This window comes from Nonomuraea sp. NPDC049504, assembly GCF_040676845.1.
Lineage (GTDB): Bacteria > Actinomycetota > Actinomycetes > Streptosporangiales > Streptosporangiaceae > Nonomuraea > Nonomuraea salmonea.
Genome location: NZ_JBFAPT010000002.1, coordinates 618,304 through 633,402 on the forward strand (window position 1 = coordinate 618,304; position 15,099 = coordinate 633,402).

Below are 15,099 nucleotides of genomic sequence, written 5' to 3' on the forward strand. Positions count from 1 at the left end.
ACGTCACGCAGCGGCCGGCTGGTGGTAGACCGCGTGCCAGACCTCGTTGCGGATGCGGCCGAACTCCGGGGACAGGCGCACCTCCTCCGTACGCGGGTACGGCAGGTCGACGTCCACGACCCGGTGGATGCGGCCGGGGCGGGCGGCCATCACCACGACGCGATTCGCCAGGTAGACGGCCTCGTCCACGTCATGCGTGATGAACATGACCGTGCGCCGTTCCCGGCTCCACGTGTCCAGGAGCTGGTCCTGCAGCTGCACGCGGGTGAGCGCGTCCAGTGCGCCGAACGGTTCGTCCATGAGCAGGACCTGCGGGCCGACCGCGTACGCGCGGGCGATCGCGCAGCGCTGTTTCATCCCGCCGGACAGCGTCTTGGGGAGGGCGTCGGCGAATTCGGTCAATCCGACCAGGTCGATCGCGTGCTGGGCGCGCCGGCGGCGCTCCTCCGGGGGGATCGGCTGGAGCTTCAGCCCGAACTCGACGTTCTTGCGCACGGTCAGCCACGGGAACAGCGCGTACTGCTGGAAGATCACGCCGCGGTCGGGGCCAGGGCCGGTCACCGGGGCGCCGTCCAGCAGGATCTGGCCCGTGCCCGGCTCCAGCAGGCCCGCGGCCATGCTCATCAGCGTGCTCTTGCCGCAGCCTGACGGGCCCACGACGGTGACGAACTCGCGGTCGGCGATGTCGAGGTCCACGCGATCGAGGGCGAGGAAGTCCCCGCTGGCGAGGGCGAACGTCTTCGAGACGTTCCTGAACGAGATCTTGGGAGTCATCGGCGCTCCTGCCATCCGGTGAGCCGGCGCTCGGCCAGCAGGAGGAGCCGGTCCATGACCAGGCCGAGCACTCCGATGCTGATCAGGCCGACGAAGATCGTGGGAAGGTCGTAGTAGAGCTGGGCCTGCTGCATGCGGTAGCCCAGCCCCTCCTGGGCGGCGATCAGCTCGGCCGCCACCAGGGTGCCCCAGGCGGCGCCGAGGCCGATGCGCATGCCGACGATGATGAACGGCGTCGAGGCGGGCACCACCACCTTGACGAAGATCGTCCGGTCGGACGCGCCCAGCACACGGGCGGCGTTGATGAGGGTCTTGTCCACGTCCAGCACGCCCTGGAAGGTGGAGACGACGCTGGACAGGAACGCGGCCAGGAAGATCACGAACACCTTGGGCGTCTCGCCGATGCCCATCAGCAGGATGGCCAGCGGGATGATCGCCAGGGGCGGGATCGTCCTGAAGAACTGGACGTACGGCTCGATCAGGGCGCGGGCGGTCGCGTACCAGCCCATGAGGAAGCCGATCGGGATCGCCAGGACCGTGCCCAGCGCGAACCCGATGAAGACGCGGCGCAGGCTGGCCAGGACGTCGCTGGTGAGGGTGCCGTCGGTGACGAGTTCGGCGCCGCGGCCGATCACCTCGACCGGGCCGGGCAGGCTCTGGACGCCGAGGCGGGACAGCGCGGTCCAGATGCCGAGCCCGGCGATCACGGCCGTCACGTTGAGCACGGCGGTGCGGCTGGGGCGTTGTCTGGGGGATGCGGGGGGCTTGGTCATGGTCGTCGCGGTCATGGGCGCGGGCCGTTCATGGTGGGGCGGGCCTCTCGGCGGCTAGGGGACGGCGGGGCGGAGGTGGGCGGGGATCGAGGGCTCCTCGTGCAGGAGGAGGGCGATCGCGCCCATCGCGGACGCGTTCACCCCGAGGTCGGCGGGCACCACGGCGATCTCGCGGGGCGAGCGCGGCAGCGCCTGCCGGGCGATGGCGTCGCGGATCGGGTCGAGGACGAGGCTGCCCAGCCCGGCCAGCTCGCCTCCGATCACGACCAGCGCGGGGTCGAGCTGGGTGACGGTGCCCGCCAGCACGCGCCCGAGGTCGGCGGCGGCCGAGGCCACGACGTCGCACACGACGGGTACGCGGTCCTGCGCCGCGGCGACCAGCGCGTCCAGGGCGGGCAGGGAGAGGCCGCGCGCGGCGCACGCCTCCAGCAGGCCCCGCCCGCCGGCGCGCCCTTCCAGGCAGCCGCGCGAGCCGCAGTGGCAGGGCGGTCCTTCCGGGTCGAGCGAGACGTGGCCGACCTCGCCGCCGGCGCCGTGCGCGCCGCGCAGCAGCCGTCCGCCGGTGATGAAGCCGCCGCCGATGCCGATCGACCAGCGTACGTACACCATGTCGCGCACCGACCTGCCGACGCCCCAGGTCGCCTCGGCGAGCGCCGCGAGGCGAGCGTTGTTGTCGACCGCGAGCCGTACGCCGAACTCGTCCTCCAGCCTGCGGGCGAGCGGCTCGTAGCGCGCGGGAACGGCCGCCACCTGCGGCGGCGGGTCGTCGACCACGCCGACGAGGCCGAGCCCGATCGCCTCCAGGGCGCCCAGGCTCAGGCCGCGCTCGGCGGCGCCTTCGCGGACCAGGCGGACCGCGGTCTCCGCCTCCTCCTCGGGGCCGGCGTCGCCGGGCAGGTCGGCGGAGGCGGTGGCGACCACCTGGTGCGCCGCGTTGGCCACGGCGAGGCGTACGCGGTTGCGTCCCAGGTCCAGGCCCAGCAGCAGACCCGCGTCGGGGTTGAGCGAGACCAGGGCCGCCGGCCTGCCGCGCCCGCGCGGCTCGGCCGCCGAGCCCTCGGTCTCGATCAGCACGCTCCGCTCCAGGAGGCCGGAGACGATCGCGAACATGGTCGTACGGGACAGGCCGGTGCGCTCGGTGAGCTGAGCGCGGCTCAGTGCGCCCGCGGCGCGCAACGTGGACAGGACGGCGTCCTCGTGCACGCGGCGCAGCCGCTGCAGGGCGTCAGTCGGACTCGACATGGCTACATGATGGTGGGACGAAGATGGTCATCCGGCCGCCGCCTGGTACAGATCGGCCGTCAGATAGGTGGCGGGGTCGGGGGACGAGGGCAGCTTGCCCATGGTGACGAACAGGTCGGCCAGGCCCTTGTACCAGCCGGCCACCGAGCCGTCCGCGACGAGCTGCTTCAGCTCGCTCGTCGGCACCACCTTCGTGACGGCGGAGGCGCCCTTGAACTGCTCGGCGGGCACCTTCAGGAACGTCGCCGTCAGCGTCTCGGCCTCGCCGAGGTGCGCGGCGACCCAGTCGTTGCCCTCCTGCAGCACCTTGAGCACCTTGGTGACCGTCTCGGGGTCCTCCGCGACCAGCTCGTTGCGGGCCACGAACGAGCTGGGGAAGCTCAGCTTGGGGTAGTAGTCCTCGCTCTTGGTCAGCTCGACCGTGTCGGGGACGTTCTTCTTGATGGTGTCGATCAGCGGGTACCAGATGGCCGCCGCGTCGATCTGCTTGCCGCTGAAGGCCGTGACGACCGTGCTCGGGTCCATGTTGACCTTCTGCACGTCCTTGCCGGACAGGCCGGCCTCCTTCAGCGCCAGCTCCAGGATCATGTCGCCGGACGTCCCCTCGGGCACCCCCACCTTCTTGCCCTTGAGGTCGGTGATGGAGGAGATGCCGGTGCCGGGATGGGTGATCACGCGGTCGGCCTGGCCCAGCATGTTGGGCGCGATGATCTTGGCCTTGCCGCTCGCGGGCAGCCATGTGGCGCCTGAGCCGATGTAACCGAAGTCGATGTCGCCCGCGCCCAGCGCCTGGATCTGCACCGGGCCGTTGGTGAACACCTTCAGCTCGGGCTCCAGCCCGTGCTTGGCCCACAGGTCCTGCTGGTCGGCGGCGGCGAGCACGGCCGCGCCGGCGAAGTCGGCGATGTAGCCGAAGCGCACCTTCGTCGCCCCGGCGCCGTCGCCGTCGGAGGTGCCGCACCCGGCGGCGAGCGGGAGGACGGCCAGCGCCACGAGGGCGGTGGCCAGGATGCGAGGACGCCTCATCGGCGGATCCTTTCTCGTTCTGAAGGGGGTGACGGGTGGCCTTCAGGTCACGTCGTCCGCGACGCCGTCCACGTCGGGAGCGCGTCCTTCGCCGATGTCGGCCATGTAGCTCATCCAGGTGTACGCGGGGTCGCCGCGGCGCAGCAGCTCGCGGTAGAGCCGTACGGTCAGGTCCCTGCGCACCTCCGCGTAGGCGGGCACGGCGTAGAGGTTGCGCAGCTCGTGCGGGTCGCCGTCCAGGTCGTACAGCTCGTGGACGCCTTCCGGGTTGAACACCAGCTTGTGGCGGCGGTCCCTGATCATGCGCTGGGAGTAGGGGAAGTGGTGGCCGTGGAACTCGGTGACCACCTCGTCGCGGCCCTCGTCGCGGCCCTCGTCGCGGCCCTCGGAGGGGGCGCCGGAGAGCAGCGGCAGCAGGCTCGTGCCGTCGCACGGCTCCTGGGGCGGCAGGCCCGCCAGCTCCAGGATCGTGGGGTTGAGGTCGATGAGGGTGGCGAAGGCGTCCACGGTACGCGGTGGTGCGCCCGGCACCCGGACGATGCCGGGGATGCGGTAGATGTCCTCGTACATCGCCGGGCCCTTGTCGTTGAGCCGGTGGGCGCCGGTGAACTCGCCGTGGTCGGCCGTGAAGATCACCGCCGTGTCGTCCCACAGGTCAAGCTCGCGCAGCGCGGACAGCAGCCGCCCGATCTGTACGTCGATCATGGTCACGTAGCCCCAGTAGGCGGCGATCAGCCGGCGCCAGGCGTCCGCGTCGAAGTGGTCGGCCGACCAGTACTCCGAGTAGCGGCGCTGCACCTCCGGTTTGCCGTCGAAGGTCTCGGCCATGGACTCCGGCAGCGGGACCTGCTCCGGGTCGTACAAGCCGTAGTACTCATCGGGGATCAGGTACGGCAGGTGGGGGCCGTACCAGTGGCAGGACAGCATGAACGGGCGGCCGTCGTCGTGGAAGTCGCGGGCGTACCGGTCCAGCAGCTCCAGTGTCCGGTCGGCGAGGAAGGTCTCGATCGTGGCCTCCGGCGGCTGCCTGAGGCGGCCGGCGATGAGGTGGCCGCGGCCGGTGCCGTTGGGGGCCTTGCCGAAGACGGGGCGCTCCACCGCGAAGGGCGGATGGCCCTGCTCCTTGAGCCACTGCTGGTAGGAAGGGTGGTGGAAGGGGTTCAGGGCGCCGGGGAGGTGCTCGCCGTCGATGCCGTAGTGCTCGGGGCCACGTTCCCTGCCGATGTGCCATTTGCCGACATGTCCCATGTTGTAGCCCGCCGCCTGAAGTGGCGCGGACAGCACGGGGTGGTGCTCGGCGACCTCGTCGCGGCCGCCGCCGTTGCGCTCGGGGTTGACGAGCAGGCCGTGCCTGAACGGGTGGAGGCCGGTGAACAGCGAGGCCCGCGCCGGCGTGCAGATGGCCGTCGGTGTGTAGAACCGGTCGAAGCGCGCGCCCTCCGCCGCCAGGCCGTCCAGCGCTGGGGTGCGTATCACCGGGTTGCCGTAGCAGCCGAGGGTGTCCACCCGATGCTGGTCGGTCATCAGGAACAGGACGTTGCGTGGACTGGTCACTCATACTCCGATCGCCATTAAGTCCAGAGCCTTTACGTTAAATGGCTCTTCGCTGCCTCGGCAAGGGGTGTGGGCGGGGTTTTTAGTCCCATCTATTGACCTAAATCGGCCGCCTCGATCACACTGAGCGCCTGACGCCCCTAGAGAAGGAGTTCGATGCGCCGCCCCCTCACGGCCTTCGTGGCTGCCGCGCTCACCACCGTGTTCCTGGCCCCGGCCCCCGCCGCCGGCGCCGCCGACCCGCCCGTCAACCTCGCCCTGACCGGCACGGCCACCGCCTCCAGCGTCGAACTGGACCGCGCCGACTTCGTGGCCGCTCACGTGAACGACGGCGACACCGCCACCCGCTGGTCCTCCACGTACGAGGACGGCAACTGGGTGCAGGTCCAGCTCGCCCGGCCGTCCAAGGTCGACCACGTGACCCTCCGCTGGCCGAACGCCTGCGCCCGCGACTTCGTCCTGCAGACCTCGGTCGACGGCGCCGCCTGGACCGACGTCGCCTCACTGCAACGCGGCACGTGCCCGCGTACCGACGTCATCGCCCTGAGCTCCGACGAGCCCGTCGGGTACGTGCGCATGCAGGGCCGCAAGCGCTGGGCCGCGTACGGCTACTCCATCGCGGAGTTCGAGATCTGGGACGGGCCGCCCGCCGCGCCCGAGCCGACGCTGGGGCTGATCCCGCGGCCGGTGTCCGTCACGGAGACCGGCGCGGCGCCGTTCACCCTGCACAAGAACACCCGCATCCTGGCCGAGGGCGACGGCGCCCAGGCGCCGGCCGGCCGGCTCGCCGGGCTCCTGCGCCGCTCCACCGGCCTGCCGCTGAAGACCGCCGCCCACGGCCGCGGCCCCGCGCCCATCGTCATCGAGGTCGGTCCTGGCAAGGGTCCTCAGGGCCACGAGGAGGAGGGCTACACGCTGTCGGTGACGGCCGCCGAGATCCGCCTCAAGGCCGCCACCTCGAACGGAGCGCTGAACGGTGTCCAGACGCTCCGCCAGCTCTTCCCCCAGTGGGTCGAGTCGGACGGCGTCGTCGATGCCGCGTGGACGGTACCGGCCGTGCAGATCACCGACTACCCCCGCTTCGCGCATCGCGGCATGATGCTCGACGTCGCCCGCAGCTTCTACCCGGTGGACGAGGTCAAGCGGTACATCGCCGCCGCCGCCCAGTTCAAGATCAACCGGCTGCACCTCCACCTGACCGATGACCAGGGCTGGCGCATCGTCATCGACGACCCCGCCACGAACCCGTCCGGCATCGACTACGGCCTGCTCACCCGGGTCGGCGGCGGCACCGCGATGACCGAGCGGGGCACCGAGCCCGGCGTCACCGGCTACTACACCAAGGCCGACTACGCGGAGATCGTCCGCTATGCCGGGGAGAACGGCATGACCGTGATCCCCGAGATCGACATGCCCGGCCACGTCAACTCGGCGCTGCACTCCGTACCGCAGCTCAACACGCCGGGCGCGCAGCCCAAGCCCGCACCGGGCGGGACCACCGTCCCGCACAACGGCACCGGCGCCGTCGGCTACTCCTCCTTCGACGCGGACAGCGCGGTCACCTACGAGTTCGTCGAGCACGTGCTGGCCGAACTCGCCGCCATGACGCCGGGGCCGTACCTGCACATCGGCGGCGACGAGGCGCACGTCACCGGCCACGACGACTACGTGCGCATGGTGGACGCCTTCACCGCTCACGTGAACGCTCTCGGCAAGACCGTCGTCGGCTGGAACGAGTACGCGGGCACCGCCCTGCCCCAGGACAACGCCGTGGTGCAGTTCTGGAACGGCTCAACCGCCGCCGTGGCCGCCGCCGTGAACGGTCGCGGCGCCAAGGTCGTGCTGTCGCCGGCGCCGCACGCGTACGTGCCGCAGAAGCAGGACCCGCGCCAGCCCGAGGGCGGCACCTGGGCGTGCGGCGGGGTCTGCGGCCTCGACCGTCACTACAACTGGGATCCGGGACGCTTCGTCCCCGGCATCCAGGAGAGCAGCGTGCTGGGGGTGGAGTCGGCGCTGTGGGGTGAGTTCATCCGCCGCGTCAGCCAGGCCGAGTACTACTCCTACCCCCGGCTCATCGCCACCGCCGAGGTCGGCTGGACGCCGCAGGACCAGCGCGACTACGACGACTTCAAGAACCGGCTGTCGAAGGTGGGCGGCCGGCTGACCGTCCAGGGCACCAACTTCTTCCCCACCGCCGACGTGCCCTGGCGCCTGGAGGCCCTGGGCGTCGCCCACCCCGCCGGCGCCACCTGGACCGTCACCGCCCCCGGCCAGTCCACAACCGGCCTCTCCACGGTCATCACGTGGAACGACGGCACCGAGGAGCACCCGACCCCGACCACGGACCAGGAGGGCAGCATCCCGGACATGCGCCTCAACGGCGTTTTCACGGTGACGTCCACGAGATCGTTCAGCGAACCGGGAACGTACGCCGGCACCCTGACAGTCCGCGCCCCTGACCGCTCCGAAGCGACCAGCACCTTGACGGTCACCGTGCGCGACTGATTCTCGCGACGCCAGCCGGCGAACACCGGACTGGCGGCGGCCACCGGCCCTTCGTTCGGCAAGCCGCTCGCAATGCTGGCCACGAAAAAGGCGATAAATGGGCTTATCGGCTTGAATTCAGCGGGCAGCAAGGCGCTCGGATCACAGTTCTCTCGTCAACCCCATTGGGCTCAGAAGTCCGACCACGAGAGGACGTGATGTGACCAAGCACCACCTCGGCGCGGCTCCCCACCCGCAGCCCACACACCAGCAGCCGTTCAGCGAGCCCGGCCGGCAGTCTGCCGGGCCCGCGCTCAAGAAGGGCGAGTTCTTCGAGACCAGCGGGTGCCAGGACTGGAAGCGGGTGGCCTGAGATGACCTTGTTCCATGTCGTACTGGCGATCGTGCTCATGCTGGTCACCGCCACGATCACCTATCTGATCGCCCGTAGCCGCGTGGCGGACGAGCGCCTCGCGTTGAGGCTCGCCGAGGAGCAGCGCACCCAGGCGGCCGAGCAGTCGGCCGCGCTGCGCGCCGAACGGGACAAGCTCCAGAGACAACTGGCCGACTTCAACCAGGCGTACACCGCCGCGCTGACCGAGCGCAGGACGCTGGACGAGCGACTCGGCCGGCTCGCCGCCGAGCTGGACGCGACTCGGAACAACCTCCAGCGCAAGGCGGCCGATGCGGAGCGTCTGCGAGCGGAACTCCAGGCGGAGCAGGCGCGAGGAGCGGAAGCGGGCACTCGGCTCCGCGGCGGCGAACTCGCGATCACCGAGCTGCGGGCGAAGGAAGCGGTTCTGCGCTCGGAGGTCCACGACCTGAAGACGCAGCTCGCCGAGTTGGCCATGCAGAAGCAGGCGCTGCTGGAGCAGGCTGCGACGGTGCAGGCGGTCCGCGCGGAGCTCGACCAGACTCGCCTGGACAACAACCGGCTCCTGGAGGAGACGCTGCGCGCGGCGACCAAGGAGATGCTGAAGCAGTCTCAGGCCGAGCTGGTCACCAAGGCCGAGGCGACCCTCAGCGCGGCCAGCAGGCCGGTCCATGAACAGCTGGCCGAGATGGACCGGCAACTCAAGGAGTTCTCCACGAGCCGGGTCGCCGCCGAAGCCTCGCTCAACCGGCAACTGCTCACCCTGACCGAGGAAGGACAGCGGACCAGGAAGGAAACCCGGGCGCTCGTCGAGGCGCTCAAGAAGCCGCAGGTGCGCGGGTCCTGGGGCGAGATGCATCTCAAGAGGGCCGTGGAACAGGCGGGTCTGGTCGAGCGGTGCGACTTCGACACCCAGGTCCACTTCGCCGACAGCGAGGGCGCACTCCGGCCTGACATGCTGATCCACCTGTCAGGGGGCAAGCACGTCGTCGTGGACTCCAAGGTGCCGATGGCCGCGTTCATGTCGGCGATCGAGGCCGTGGACGACGCTGAGGCGGACAAGCACTGGGCCGATCACGCCCGGCAGTTGCGGCAGCACGTGGATGCGCTCGGAGGCAAGGAGTATTTCCGGAAGGTCCTTTCGCCGGAGTTCGTCGTGCTCTTCGTGCCCAGCGACGCCTTCCTCCAGCCGGCGCTGGAGAAGGAGCCGACGCTGCTCGAGTACGCGAGCGCCAAGAACGTCCTGATCGCGACGCCGACCTCACTCATCGCCCTGCTCCGCACCGTGGCGTTCGCGTGGACGCAGGCGGCGCTCCAGGACAATCTCAAGCAGGTCTACGAGCTGGGCCGCGAATTGTACGAGCGGCTCTCGACCATGGGTGATCACCTCAACGGCTTGGGCAAATCCCTGGACCGGTCGGTCAAGGCGTACAACGACACGGTCGGATCCATGGAAAGGAGGGTCATGGTGACCGCGCGGAAATTCCACACACTCAAGGTCGTGGAAGGCCGGCTGGTCGAGCTCAAGGCAGTCGAACAGAGCACGCGCCCGCTCGGCACCCCCGAGCTCGGGGAATCGGCCGGTGCGGTGGCGGGCGTCCGGGCCATCCCGCCGGCGCCGGACGCAGCGGACGGGCTCGTAAGTTGAGCGTCCCGCCGTGGCGCCGCTCGCGAAACTGTGCCACGTTCCTGTGAGCCGGCGCCGGGACATGGCGGGTGTCTTATATGCGAATTGACAATGCACGACAAATGGCGCGGTCCGCCCTGTAAAGTTCGCGTGGATCGATACCAACCGACGAGCAGACCACGCGGAGGCTTGAGGGTATGGCGAAGTGCAACGGTTGCGGTGGTGAGGTGTCGGAGGGCAGGCTATGCGCCTTGTGCGCCGCGAAGATGGTCGCCTATCACGACGGAGATTACGACGACGAAAATGACCCCGCGGTAAAGCTCTACCGCGAAACCGCTGCCAAAATGAACTCGAATTCATCCTCCAGCGGGTGCGCCCTCGTCGTGCTCGCCCTCACCTCCGCCTCCGCCGCCCTCGCGGCCGCAGGGATCGGCATCGAGCACTTCATCGGCTGATCGGCCAGGATCCCCATGCGTAAGGTCGCCGCCATCGTCCCTGCGGACGAGGCCTGGTACTGGACTCCCGGGTAGCAGGTGGCTGAGGCCGAGGCCGATGCGGACATCCGGGAGGGCCGGACTCGTTCCTTCGACACCATGGACGATCTCTTCGCCGAGACGGACGCGCTTCGGGTCAGGAGGCGGTGAAGCCGGTTTTTGCGGTGTGGCAGAAGTCGCGGAAGCGCCGTAGCCAGGCGGTCGAGGCGGAGTAGTTCAGGCTGAGGTCGTCGCGGTGGAACTCGTTCGTGTCGGGTTCCGTGGTGGTGGAGCCGTCCAGCATGACGCGGGCTTCGTCAGGGAGGCTCGCCAGGTACGTGTCCAGGAACGTGGCGATCTGGTGGGCCTGGTCGGCGGTCAGGTCCATGGCGCTGTTGTATCCCAGGAGTCCGGCCGTTTCCTCGTCGAGCACGCCGGCGCTTTCCAGCAGTTCCAGGGTCGGGCGCCAGTTCCACGCGTTGACTCTCAGCGAGGTGCCGTCGGGGGTTTCGAGGGTCCAGGACACCGGCTCAGCCTACGGAAAACCCGGCGACGTGTCGTCGATCTCGTGGTGATAATGGCTCGCGTGAACGGGATCGAGGTCATCGTCGCTCATCGGGAGCGGGCGACCTTGCGCGTCGGGGACGTGTTCCTGAAGATCGATGCCGATCAGGAGCGGGCCGAGGCCGAGGTCGCGGCGATGGCTTGGGCGCCCGTTCCCACTCCGGAGATTCTCTGGCGAAAGCCGCCGGTGCTCGCGCTCGCCGCGCTTCCTGGAAAGGCGCTCGGCCGGCTCAGTGAGCCGTCCACGGCGTCGTCGGCGGCTTGGGTCGCGGCGGGGGCCGCCGTGCGGAAGCTGCACGGGGCGCCGCTGCCGCCGTGGGGTGGGCGGAGCCTCGACGACGTCGTGCGGGAGCTCGACGCCGAGTGCGCGTGGCTGGTCGCGAACGGGGTGGTCGGTGCCGACGTGGTCGCGCGGAACCGCCGCGTCGCCGAGGCCGCGTTGCGGCCGTGGACGCCCGTGTTCGTCCACGGTGATCTGCAGCTCTCCCACGTGTTCGTCGAGGGTGACGAGGTCACGGGCGTGATCGACTGGTCCGAGGCGGGGCAGGGCGATGCGATGTTCGACCTCGCCATCCTGACGCTCAACCATGAGGACCGGCTCGCCGACGTGATCGCCGGTTATGGGGTGGACGTCGATGTCGACGCGATCCGCGGGTGGTGGTCGGTGCGCAGCCTGCAGGCGGTGCACTGGCTGATCGAGCACGGCTTCGACCCCGCCCCAGAGCTCGCGGTGCTGCATTCCCGCAAATGAGGGCAAACCCGTGCGTCTGCGGCGAGCACTCTCCCGCAGGTGAGGGCGGGCCCGTGCCTCTGCGGCGCGGACGGTCCCGCAGGTGAGCCCTCAGGTGGGGCGGTAGGCGCGGAGGAAGGCGCGGACGCCTTCCTCGATCAGGGGGCGGACGCGGGTGTCCTCCGCCGCGTTCGCCGAGCCCAGCCGGCTCAGCGCGACTCCGAAGGTCAGCGCGATGAAGTGGTCGGCGGCGAGCCGGGCGTCGGGAACGGACAGGAGGCCGGCGCGACCCAGAGCCGCGAGGCGTTCGCCCAGCGCATCGTCGGGGGCGTAGGAGATGGGCTGGTCGGCGCGGTCGGGCAGGTGACCGGACTCGGTCACGACGAGGCGTTGCAGGGTGGCGTACTCGGCCGAGTCGAGCATGTCGGTCGCTATCCGCATCGCGAACGCCACCAACGCGTCCTCCAGCTCGTCCGGCCGGGTGAGGCCGGTGAGGGTGGCGTCGAGAGTGTGCTGGACGGCGGTCACCAGTGACTGGCCGATGGCCTCGACGACGGCCCGCAACAGGGTCTGCTTGTCGCCGAAGTAGTCGTAGACCGTGCGCGTGGACACGCCGGCCTTGGCGGCGATGGCCCCGATGCTGGAACGGTCGAAGCCGTCGGTGAGGAACAGCTCCCTGGCCGCCGCGAGGATGGCGGCCCGCTTGTGCGGGGAGCCCTCACGCAGGGTCTTCGTGGTCTGCATGGTGCCGATCGTAGCCGAACTACACTGGCCGTTGTAGCAATGACTACACTGCACGTTGTAGTGTAGTGCCGCACATCCACGGGGGAAGGACGTTCATGACGCAGACCTTGGCACCGCCCATCCGCATCGGAAGACCCGCGATGGCCGCGCTCGGCACGCTGGCCGTCGCCACCAGCGTGCTGGAGTCGGTGATGGCGCCGGCGCTCCCGCTCCTCCAGCGCGAGCTGGACGTCAGCCCCGCCGTCGCGGCCCTGCTGCCCATCACCACGCTCATCGCCGGCGCGCTCGTCACCCCGGTCGCCGGCAAGCTGGGCGACCGCTACGGCGCGAAGCTGGTGCTGATGCGGCTGATGGCGGTGGTCGCCGCGGGCGGGCTGGTCTCCGCGCTGGCGCCCAACCTGCCGGTGTTGCTGGTGGGGCAGGTGTTGCAGGGCGCGATGATGGGCGTGCTGCCGCTGTCGTTCATCCTGGTCCGCAAATACCTGCCGCCGGGGGACGCGCAGGTGGCGATCGGGCTGGTCACGGGGCTGTTCATCGGCGGCGGCATGGTCGGGACGCTCATCGCAGGGCCGCTGGCGGAGGGGTTGTCCCGGCATGCGATGTTCGGGCTGCCGACGCTGGTGATCGTCGCGGCCACGGTGACCGTGGCCAGGGTGATGCCGCGTGACCCGGCTGGACGGCCCGGCGCGGGCGTCGACTGGCCCGGCCTCGCCCTGCTGAGCGGCACCATGCTCTCCCTGATGGCCGGTCTGGCGATCCTGCCCGAGATCGGCGCCCGGCCGGTCGTCATCGTCGCGGTGGTCATCGTCACGATCGGGTTCGGGACGGCGTTCGTGCTGGTCGAGCGCAGGGCGGCGGCGCCGATGGTGGACCTCGCGATGCTGACCGCGCCCGGCATGTGGACCTCCTGCGTGATGACGCTGGTCGTCTGCGTGGGGTCGGCGTCCGCGACGTACCTCGTCCCGCAGCTCTTCGGGGTGTCGGGCGACGGTTACGGCTTCGGCGTCAGCGCCACCGCGACCGGCCTGCTCCTGCTGCCCAGCCTCATCACCTCGGCGGCGAGCGGCCCGATCGCCGGGTTCGCCGTGCGGCGGTACGGCTCGCGTCCCGTGGCCGTCGCCGGGATCGCCGTCATGGCGGCCACGCTGCTCGTCCTCGCCGCCGCGCACGCCGAGCTCTGGCAGCTCGTCGTCGGCAAGGCGGTGATCGCGCTGGCCGCGGGCCTCTGCGTCACGGCCATGCTCACCGGTACGACCGGCGCCGTCGCCCAGGCGGACACCGGCATCGCCACCGGCCTCGTCCTGGTGGCCAGAGTCGTCGGATCGGCGCTCGGCATCCAGGCGAGCGCCGTGCTGCTCACCGCGGGCGCCGACCCGGTCTCCGGCGTGCCGGGGGAGTCGGGCTTCGTGCTCGGGTTCGTCCTGGCCGGCGTCGTGACCGCCACGTCCCTCCTCGTTCACACGTTCAGGCGAAAGGAAGTCCAGGCATGACATCGAAGCGTGAAGTACTGATCTCCGGCGGCGGCATCGCGGGCCCGGCGCTCGCGTACTGGCTCGGCCGCTACGGCTTCGCCGTCACCCTCGTCGAGAAGGCCGGCGGGCTGCGCGGCGGCGGCTACCCGATCGACGTGCGCGGCACCGCGCTTGAGGTGGTGCGCCGCATGGGGATCCTGCCGCGGCTGCGCGCGGCGCACGTGGACATGCACAAGTTCACGTTCCTCGACGTCTCGGGCGACGAGGTGGCGGTGGTCGATCCGCGGCTCATCGACGGCAGCGTGGCGGGCCAGGACCTGGAGGTACGCCGCGGCGACCTCGCCGAGGCGCTGCACGCGGCCGTCGGCGACGACGTGGAGTTCGTGTTCGGCGACTCCATCGCGACCATGACCGAGACCGGGCAGGGCATGGACGTCACGTTCGCGAGCGGCAGGCGGCGGACGTACGAGGTGGTGATCGGCGCGGACGGGCTGCACTCGCGCACCAGGGAGTCCGTGTTCGGCCCGGAGGATCGCTTCCACCACTACCTCGGCCACTGCTTCGCCGGCTTCACCATGCCGAACATCCTCGGGCTCGCCCACGAGGGGGTGCTGTGGAGCACGCCGGGCCGGGCCGCCGTGCTCTACGCGGCGGGCGACGGCGACGAGGTGCACGGGTTCCTCAACTTCGCGCGTGAGGACCCGCCGTTCGGCGCCTTCCGCGACCCCGCCGCGCAGCGCGACCTGGTGGCCGCGACCTTCGCGGACGCGGGCTGGCGGGTGCCCGACCTGGTGGCGGCCATGCGGGAGGCGGACGACCTGTTCTTCGACACGGTCAGCCAGATCCGCATGCCGGCCTGGTCGAGCGGGCGGGTGGCGCTGGTGGGCGACGCGGCGTACGCGCCGTCGTTCCTGACCGGGCAGGGCACCAGCCTCGCGCTGGTCGGGGCGTACATGCTGGCCCGTTCGCTGGCCGTGCACCCGGGGCACGAGGAGGCGTTCGCCGCGTACGAGCGGGACACCCGCGAGTTCGTCACCCTCAACCAGGCGCACGTGGACGGCGGCGGCAGCGTGATGTTCCCCGCGACGCAGGAGGCGATGGACCGGCGCGACGCGATGCTGCGCGACCTCACCGCCGACCCCGTCCCGATGGAGCGGCCGGCCCACTCGGCGCTCACCCTGCCCGGCGTCGCGGGGGAACCGGCGGACGGCGGCGGGCGTTGGTCCTTCCATACGGTGCCCGCAGGCGAAAGGTCATGAGGAC

14 protein-coding genes are annotated in these 15,099 nt (G+C 70.6%); 7 read left to right on the forward strand and 7 right to left on the reverse strand.

Features of this window, described 5'->3' with window-relative positions; all coding sequences use genetic code 11:
• Window positions 1-3: 3 nt before the first annotated feature.
• The 5 genes from AB0K28_RS06040 to AB0K28_RS06060 are packed head-to-tail and all read right to left on the reverse strand — an operon-like array spanning window position 4 to window position 5,369.
• Window positions 4-774: an ABC transporter ATP-binding protein gene (locus tag AB0K28_RS06040; RefSeq protein ID WP_364365671.1), complete on the reverse strand. Its 771-nt coding sequence runs from the start codon at window positions 772-774 to the stop codon at window positions 4-6.
• Entirely contained in the window at window positions 771-1,547 is a 777-nt protein-coding gene (locus AB0K28_RS06045; RefSeq protein WP_364365674.1) for an ABC transporter permease, read from the reverse strand. The genes AB0K28_RS06040 and AB0K28_RS06045 overlap by 4 nt, the downstream gene beginning before the upstream one ends.
• A 54-nt stretch (window positions 1,548-1,601) precedes the next feature.
• Window positions 1,602-2,789, reverse strand: coding sequence for an ROK family protein (locus tag AB0K28_RS06050; protein ID WP_345397091.1), 1,188 nt, complete (start codon window positions 2,787-2,789; stop codon window positions 1,602-1,604).
• Window positions 2,790-2,816: 27 nt separating this feature from the next.
• Entirely contained in the window at window positions 2,817-3,815 is a 999-nt protein-coding gene (locus tag AB0K28_RS06055; protein ID WP_364365678.1) for an aliphatic sulfonate ABC transporter substrate-binding protein, read from the reverse strand.
• A gap of 42 nt (window positions 3,816-3,857) precedes the next feature.
• A complete protein-coding gene (locus AB0K28_RS06060) occupies window positions 3,858-5,369 on the reverse strand; it encodes a sulfatase-like hydrolase/transferase (protein WP_364365681.1) in 1,512 nt (503 codons plus the stop codon).
• Between the two features lie 156 nt (window positions 5,370-5,525).
• Between AB0K28_RS06060 and AB0K28_RS06065 the strand changes: the two genes are divergently transcribed.
• From AB0K28_RS06065 to AB0K28_RS06080, 4 genes are all read left to right on the forward strand, one after another.
• Window positions 5,526-7,874 (forward strand): family 20 glycosylhydrolase, encoded by a 2,349-nt coding sequence (locus AB0K28_RS06065; RefSeq protein WP_364365684.1) that lies wholly within the window; start codon window positions 5,526-5,528, stop codon window positions 7,872-7,874.
• 199 nt (window positions 7,875-8,073) lie between these two features.
• On the forward strand, window positions 8,074-8,226 hold the full coding sequence (locus AB0K28_RS06070) for a hypothetical protein (RefSeq protein WP_345397103.1): 153 nt from the start codon (window positions 8,074-8,076) through the stop codon (window positions 8,224-8,226).
• A 1-nt stretch (window position 8,227) separates the two neighbouring features.
• Window positions 8,228-9,874: a DNA recombination protein RmuC gene (rmuC, locus tag AB0K28_RS06075; protein WP_364365687.1), complete on the forward strand. Its 1,647-nt coding sequence runs from the start codon at window positions 8,228-8,230 to the stop codon at window positions 9,872-9,874.
• A gap of 176 nt (window positions 9,875-10,050) precedes the next feature.
• Complete coding sequence (locus tag AB0K28_RS06080; protein WP_345397109.1) at window positions 10,051-10,308, forward strand: hypothetical protein; 258 nt, start codon at window positions 10,051-10,053, stop codon at window positions 10,306-10,308.
• Between the two features lie 175 nt (window positions 10,309-10,483).
• Here AB0K28_RS06080 and AB0K28_RS06085 read toward each other — a convergent pair whose 3' ends face one another.
• Window positions 10,484-10,852 carry a hypothetical protein gene (locus AB0K28_RS06085; RefSeq protein WP_364365690.1) on the reverse strand — a complete coding sequence of 123 codons (369 nt, stop codon included), beginning with the start codon at window positions 10,850-10,852 and terminating at the stop codon, window positions 10,484-10,486.
• A gap of 60 nt (window positions 10,853-10,912) precedes the next feature.
• Between AB0K28_RS06085 and AB0K28_RS06090 the strand changes: the two genes are divergently transcribed.
• Window positions 10,913-11,641, forward strand: coding sequence for an aminoglycoside phosphotransferase family protein (locus AB0K28_RS06090; protein ID WP_345397115.1), 729 nt, complete (start codon window positions 10,913-10,915; stop codon window positions 11,639-11,641).
• Between the two features lie 90 nt (window positions 11,642-11,731).
• Here AB0K28_RS06090 and AB0K28_RS06095 read toward each other — a convergent pair whose 3' ends face one another.
• Window positions 11,732-12,364, reverse strand: coding sequence for a TetR/AcrR family transcriptional regulator (locus AB0K28_RS06095; protein ID WP_364365693.1), 633 nt, complete (start codon window positions 12,362-12,364; stop codon window positions 11,732-11,734).
• A gap of 95 nt (window positions 12,365-12,459) precedes the next feature.
• Between AB0K28_RS06095 and AB0K28_RS06100 the strand changes: the two genes are divergently transcribed.
• Window positions 12,460-13,854, forward strand: a complete 1,395-nt coding sequence (locus AB0K28_RS06100; RefSeq protein WP_364365696.1) for an MFS transporter — start codon at window positions 12,460-12,462, stop codon at window positions 13,852-13,854.
• The gene (locus tag AB0K28_RS06105) at window positions 13,851-15,095 is read left to right on the forward strand and encodes an FAD-dependent monooxygenase (protein ID WP_364365699.1); all 1,245 of its coding nucleotides are present in this window, start codon (window positions 13,851-13,853) and stop codon (window positions 15,093-15,095) included. Before AB0K28_RS06100 ends, AB0K28_RS06105 begins: the two co-directional genes overlap by 4 nt.
• The last annotated feature ends 4 nt before the right edge of the window (window positions 15,096-15,099 follow it).

Bases quoted from the DNA above. Each gene is read 5' to 3' on its own strand.
- AB0K28_RS06105 (WP_364365699.1), top strand. From the start codon at position 13,851: ATGACATCGAAGCGTGAAGTACTGATCTCCGGCGGCGGCATCGCGGGC.
- rmuC (WP_364365687.1), top strand. From the start codon at position 8,228: ATGACCTTGTTCCATGTCGTACTGGCGATCGTGCTCATGCTGGTCACC.
- AB0K28_RS06065 (WP_364365684.1), top strand. From the start codon at position 5,526: ATGCGCCGCCCCCTCACGGCCTTCGTGGCTGCCGCGCTCACCACCGTG.
- AB0K28_RS06040 (WP_364365671.1), bottom strand. From the start codon at position 774: ATGACTCCCAAGATCTCGTTCAGGAACGTCTCGAAGACGTTCGCCCTC.
- AB0K28_RS06045 (WP_364365674.1), bottom strand. From the start codon at position 1,547: ATGACCAAGCCCCCCGCATCCCCCAGACAACGCCCCAGCCGCACCGCC.
- AB0K28_RS06080 (WP_345397109.1), top strand. From the start codon at position 10,051: ATGGCGAAGTGCAACGGTTGCGGTGGTGAGGTGTCGGAGGGCAGGCTA.
- AB0K28_RS06100 (WP_364365696.1), top strand. From the start codon at position 12,460: ATGACGCAGACCTTGGCACCGCCCATCCGCATCGGAAGACCCGCGATG.
- AB0K28_RS06050 (WP_345397091.1), bottom strand. From the start codon at position 2,789: ATGTCGAGTCCGACTGACGCCCTGCAGCGGCTGCGCCGCGTGCACGAG.
- AB0K28_RS06095 (WP_364365693.1), bottom strand. From the start codon at position 12,364: ATGCAGACCACGAAGACCCTGCGTGAGGGCTCCCCGCACAAGCGGGCC.
- AB0K28_RS06055 (WP_364365678.1), bottom strand. From the start codon at position 3,815: ATGAGGCGTCCTCGCATCCTGGCCACCGCCCTCGTGGCGCTGGCCGTC.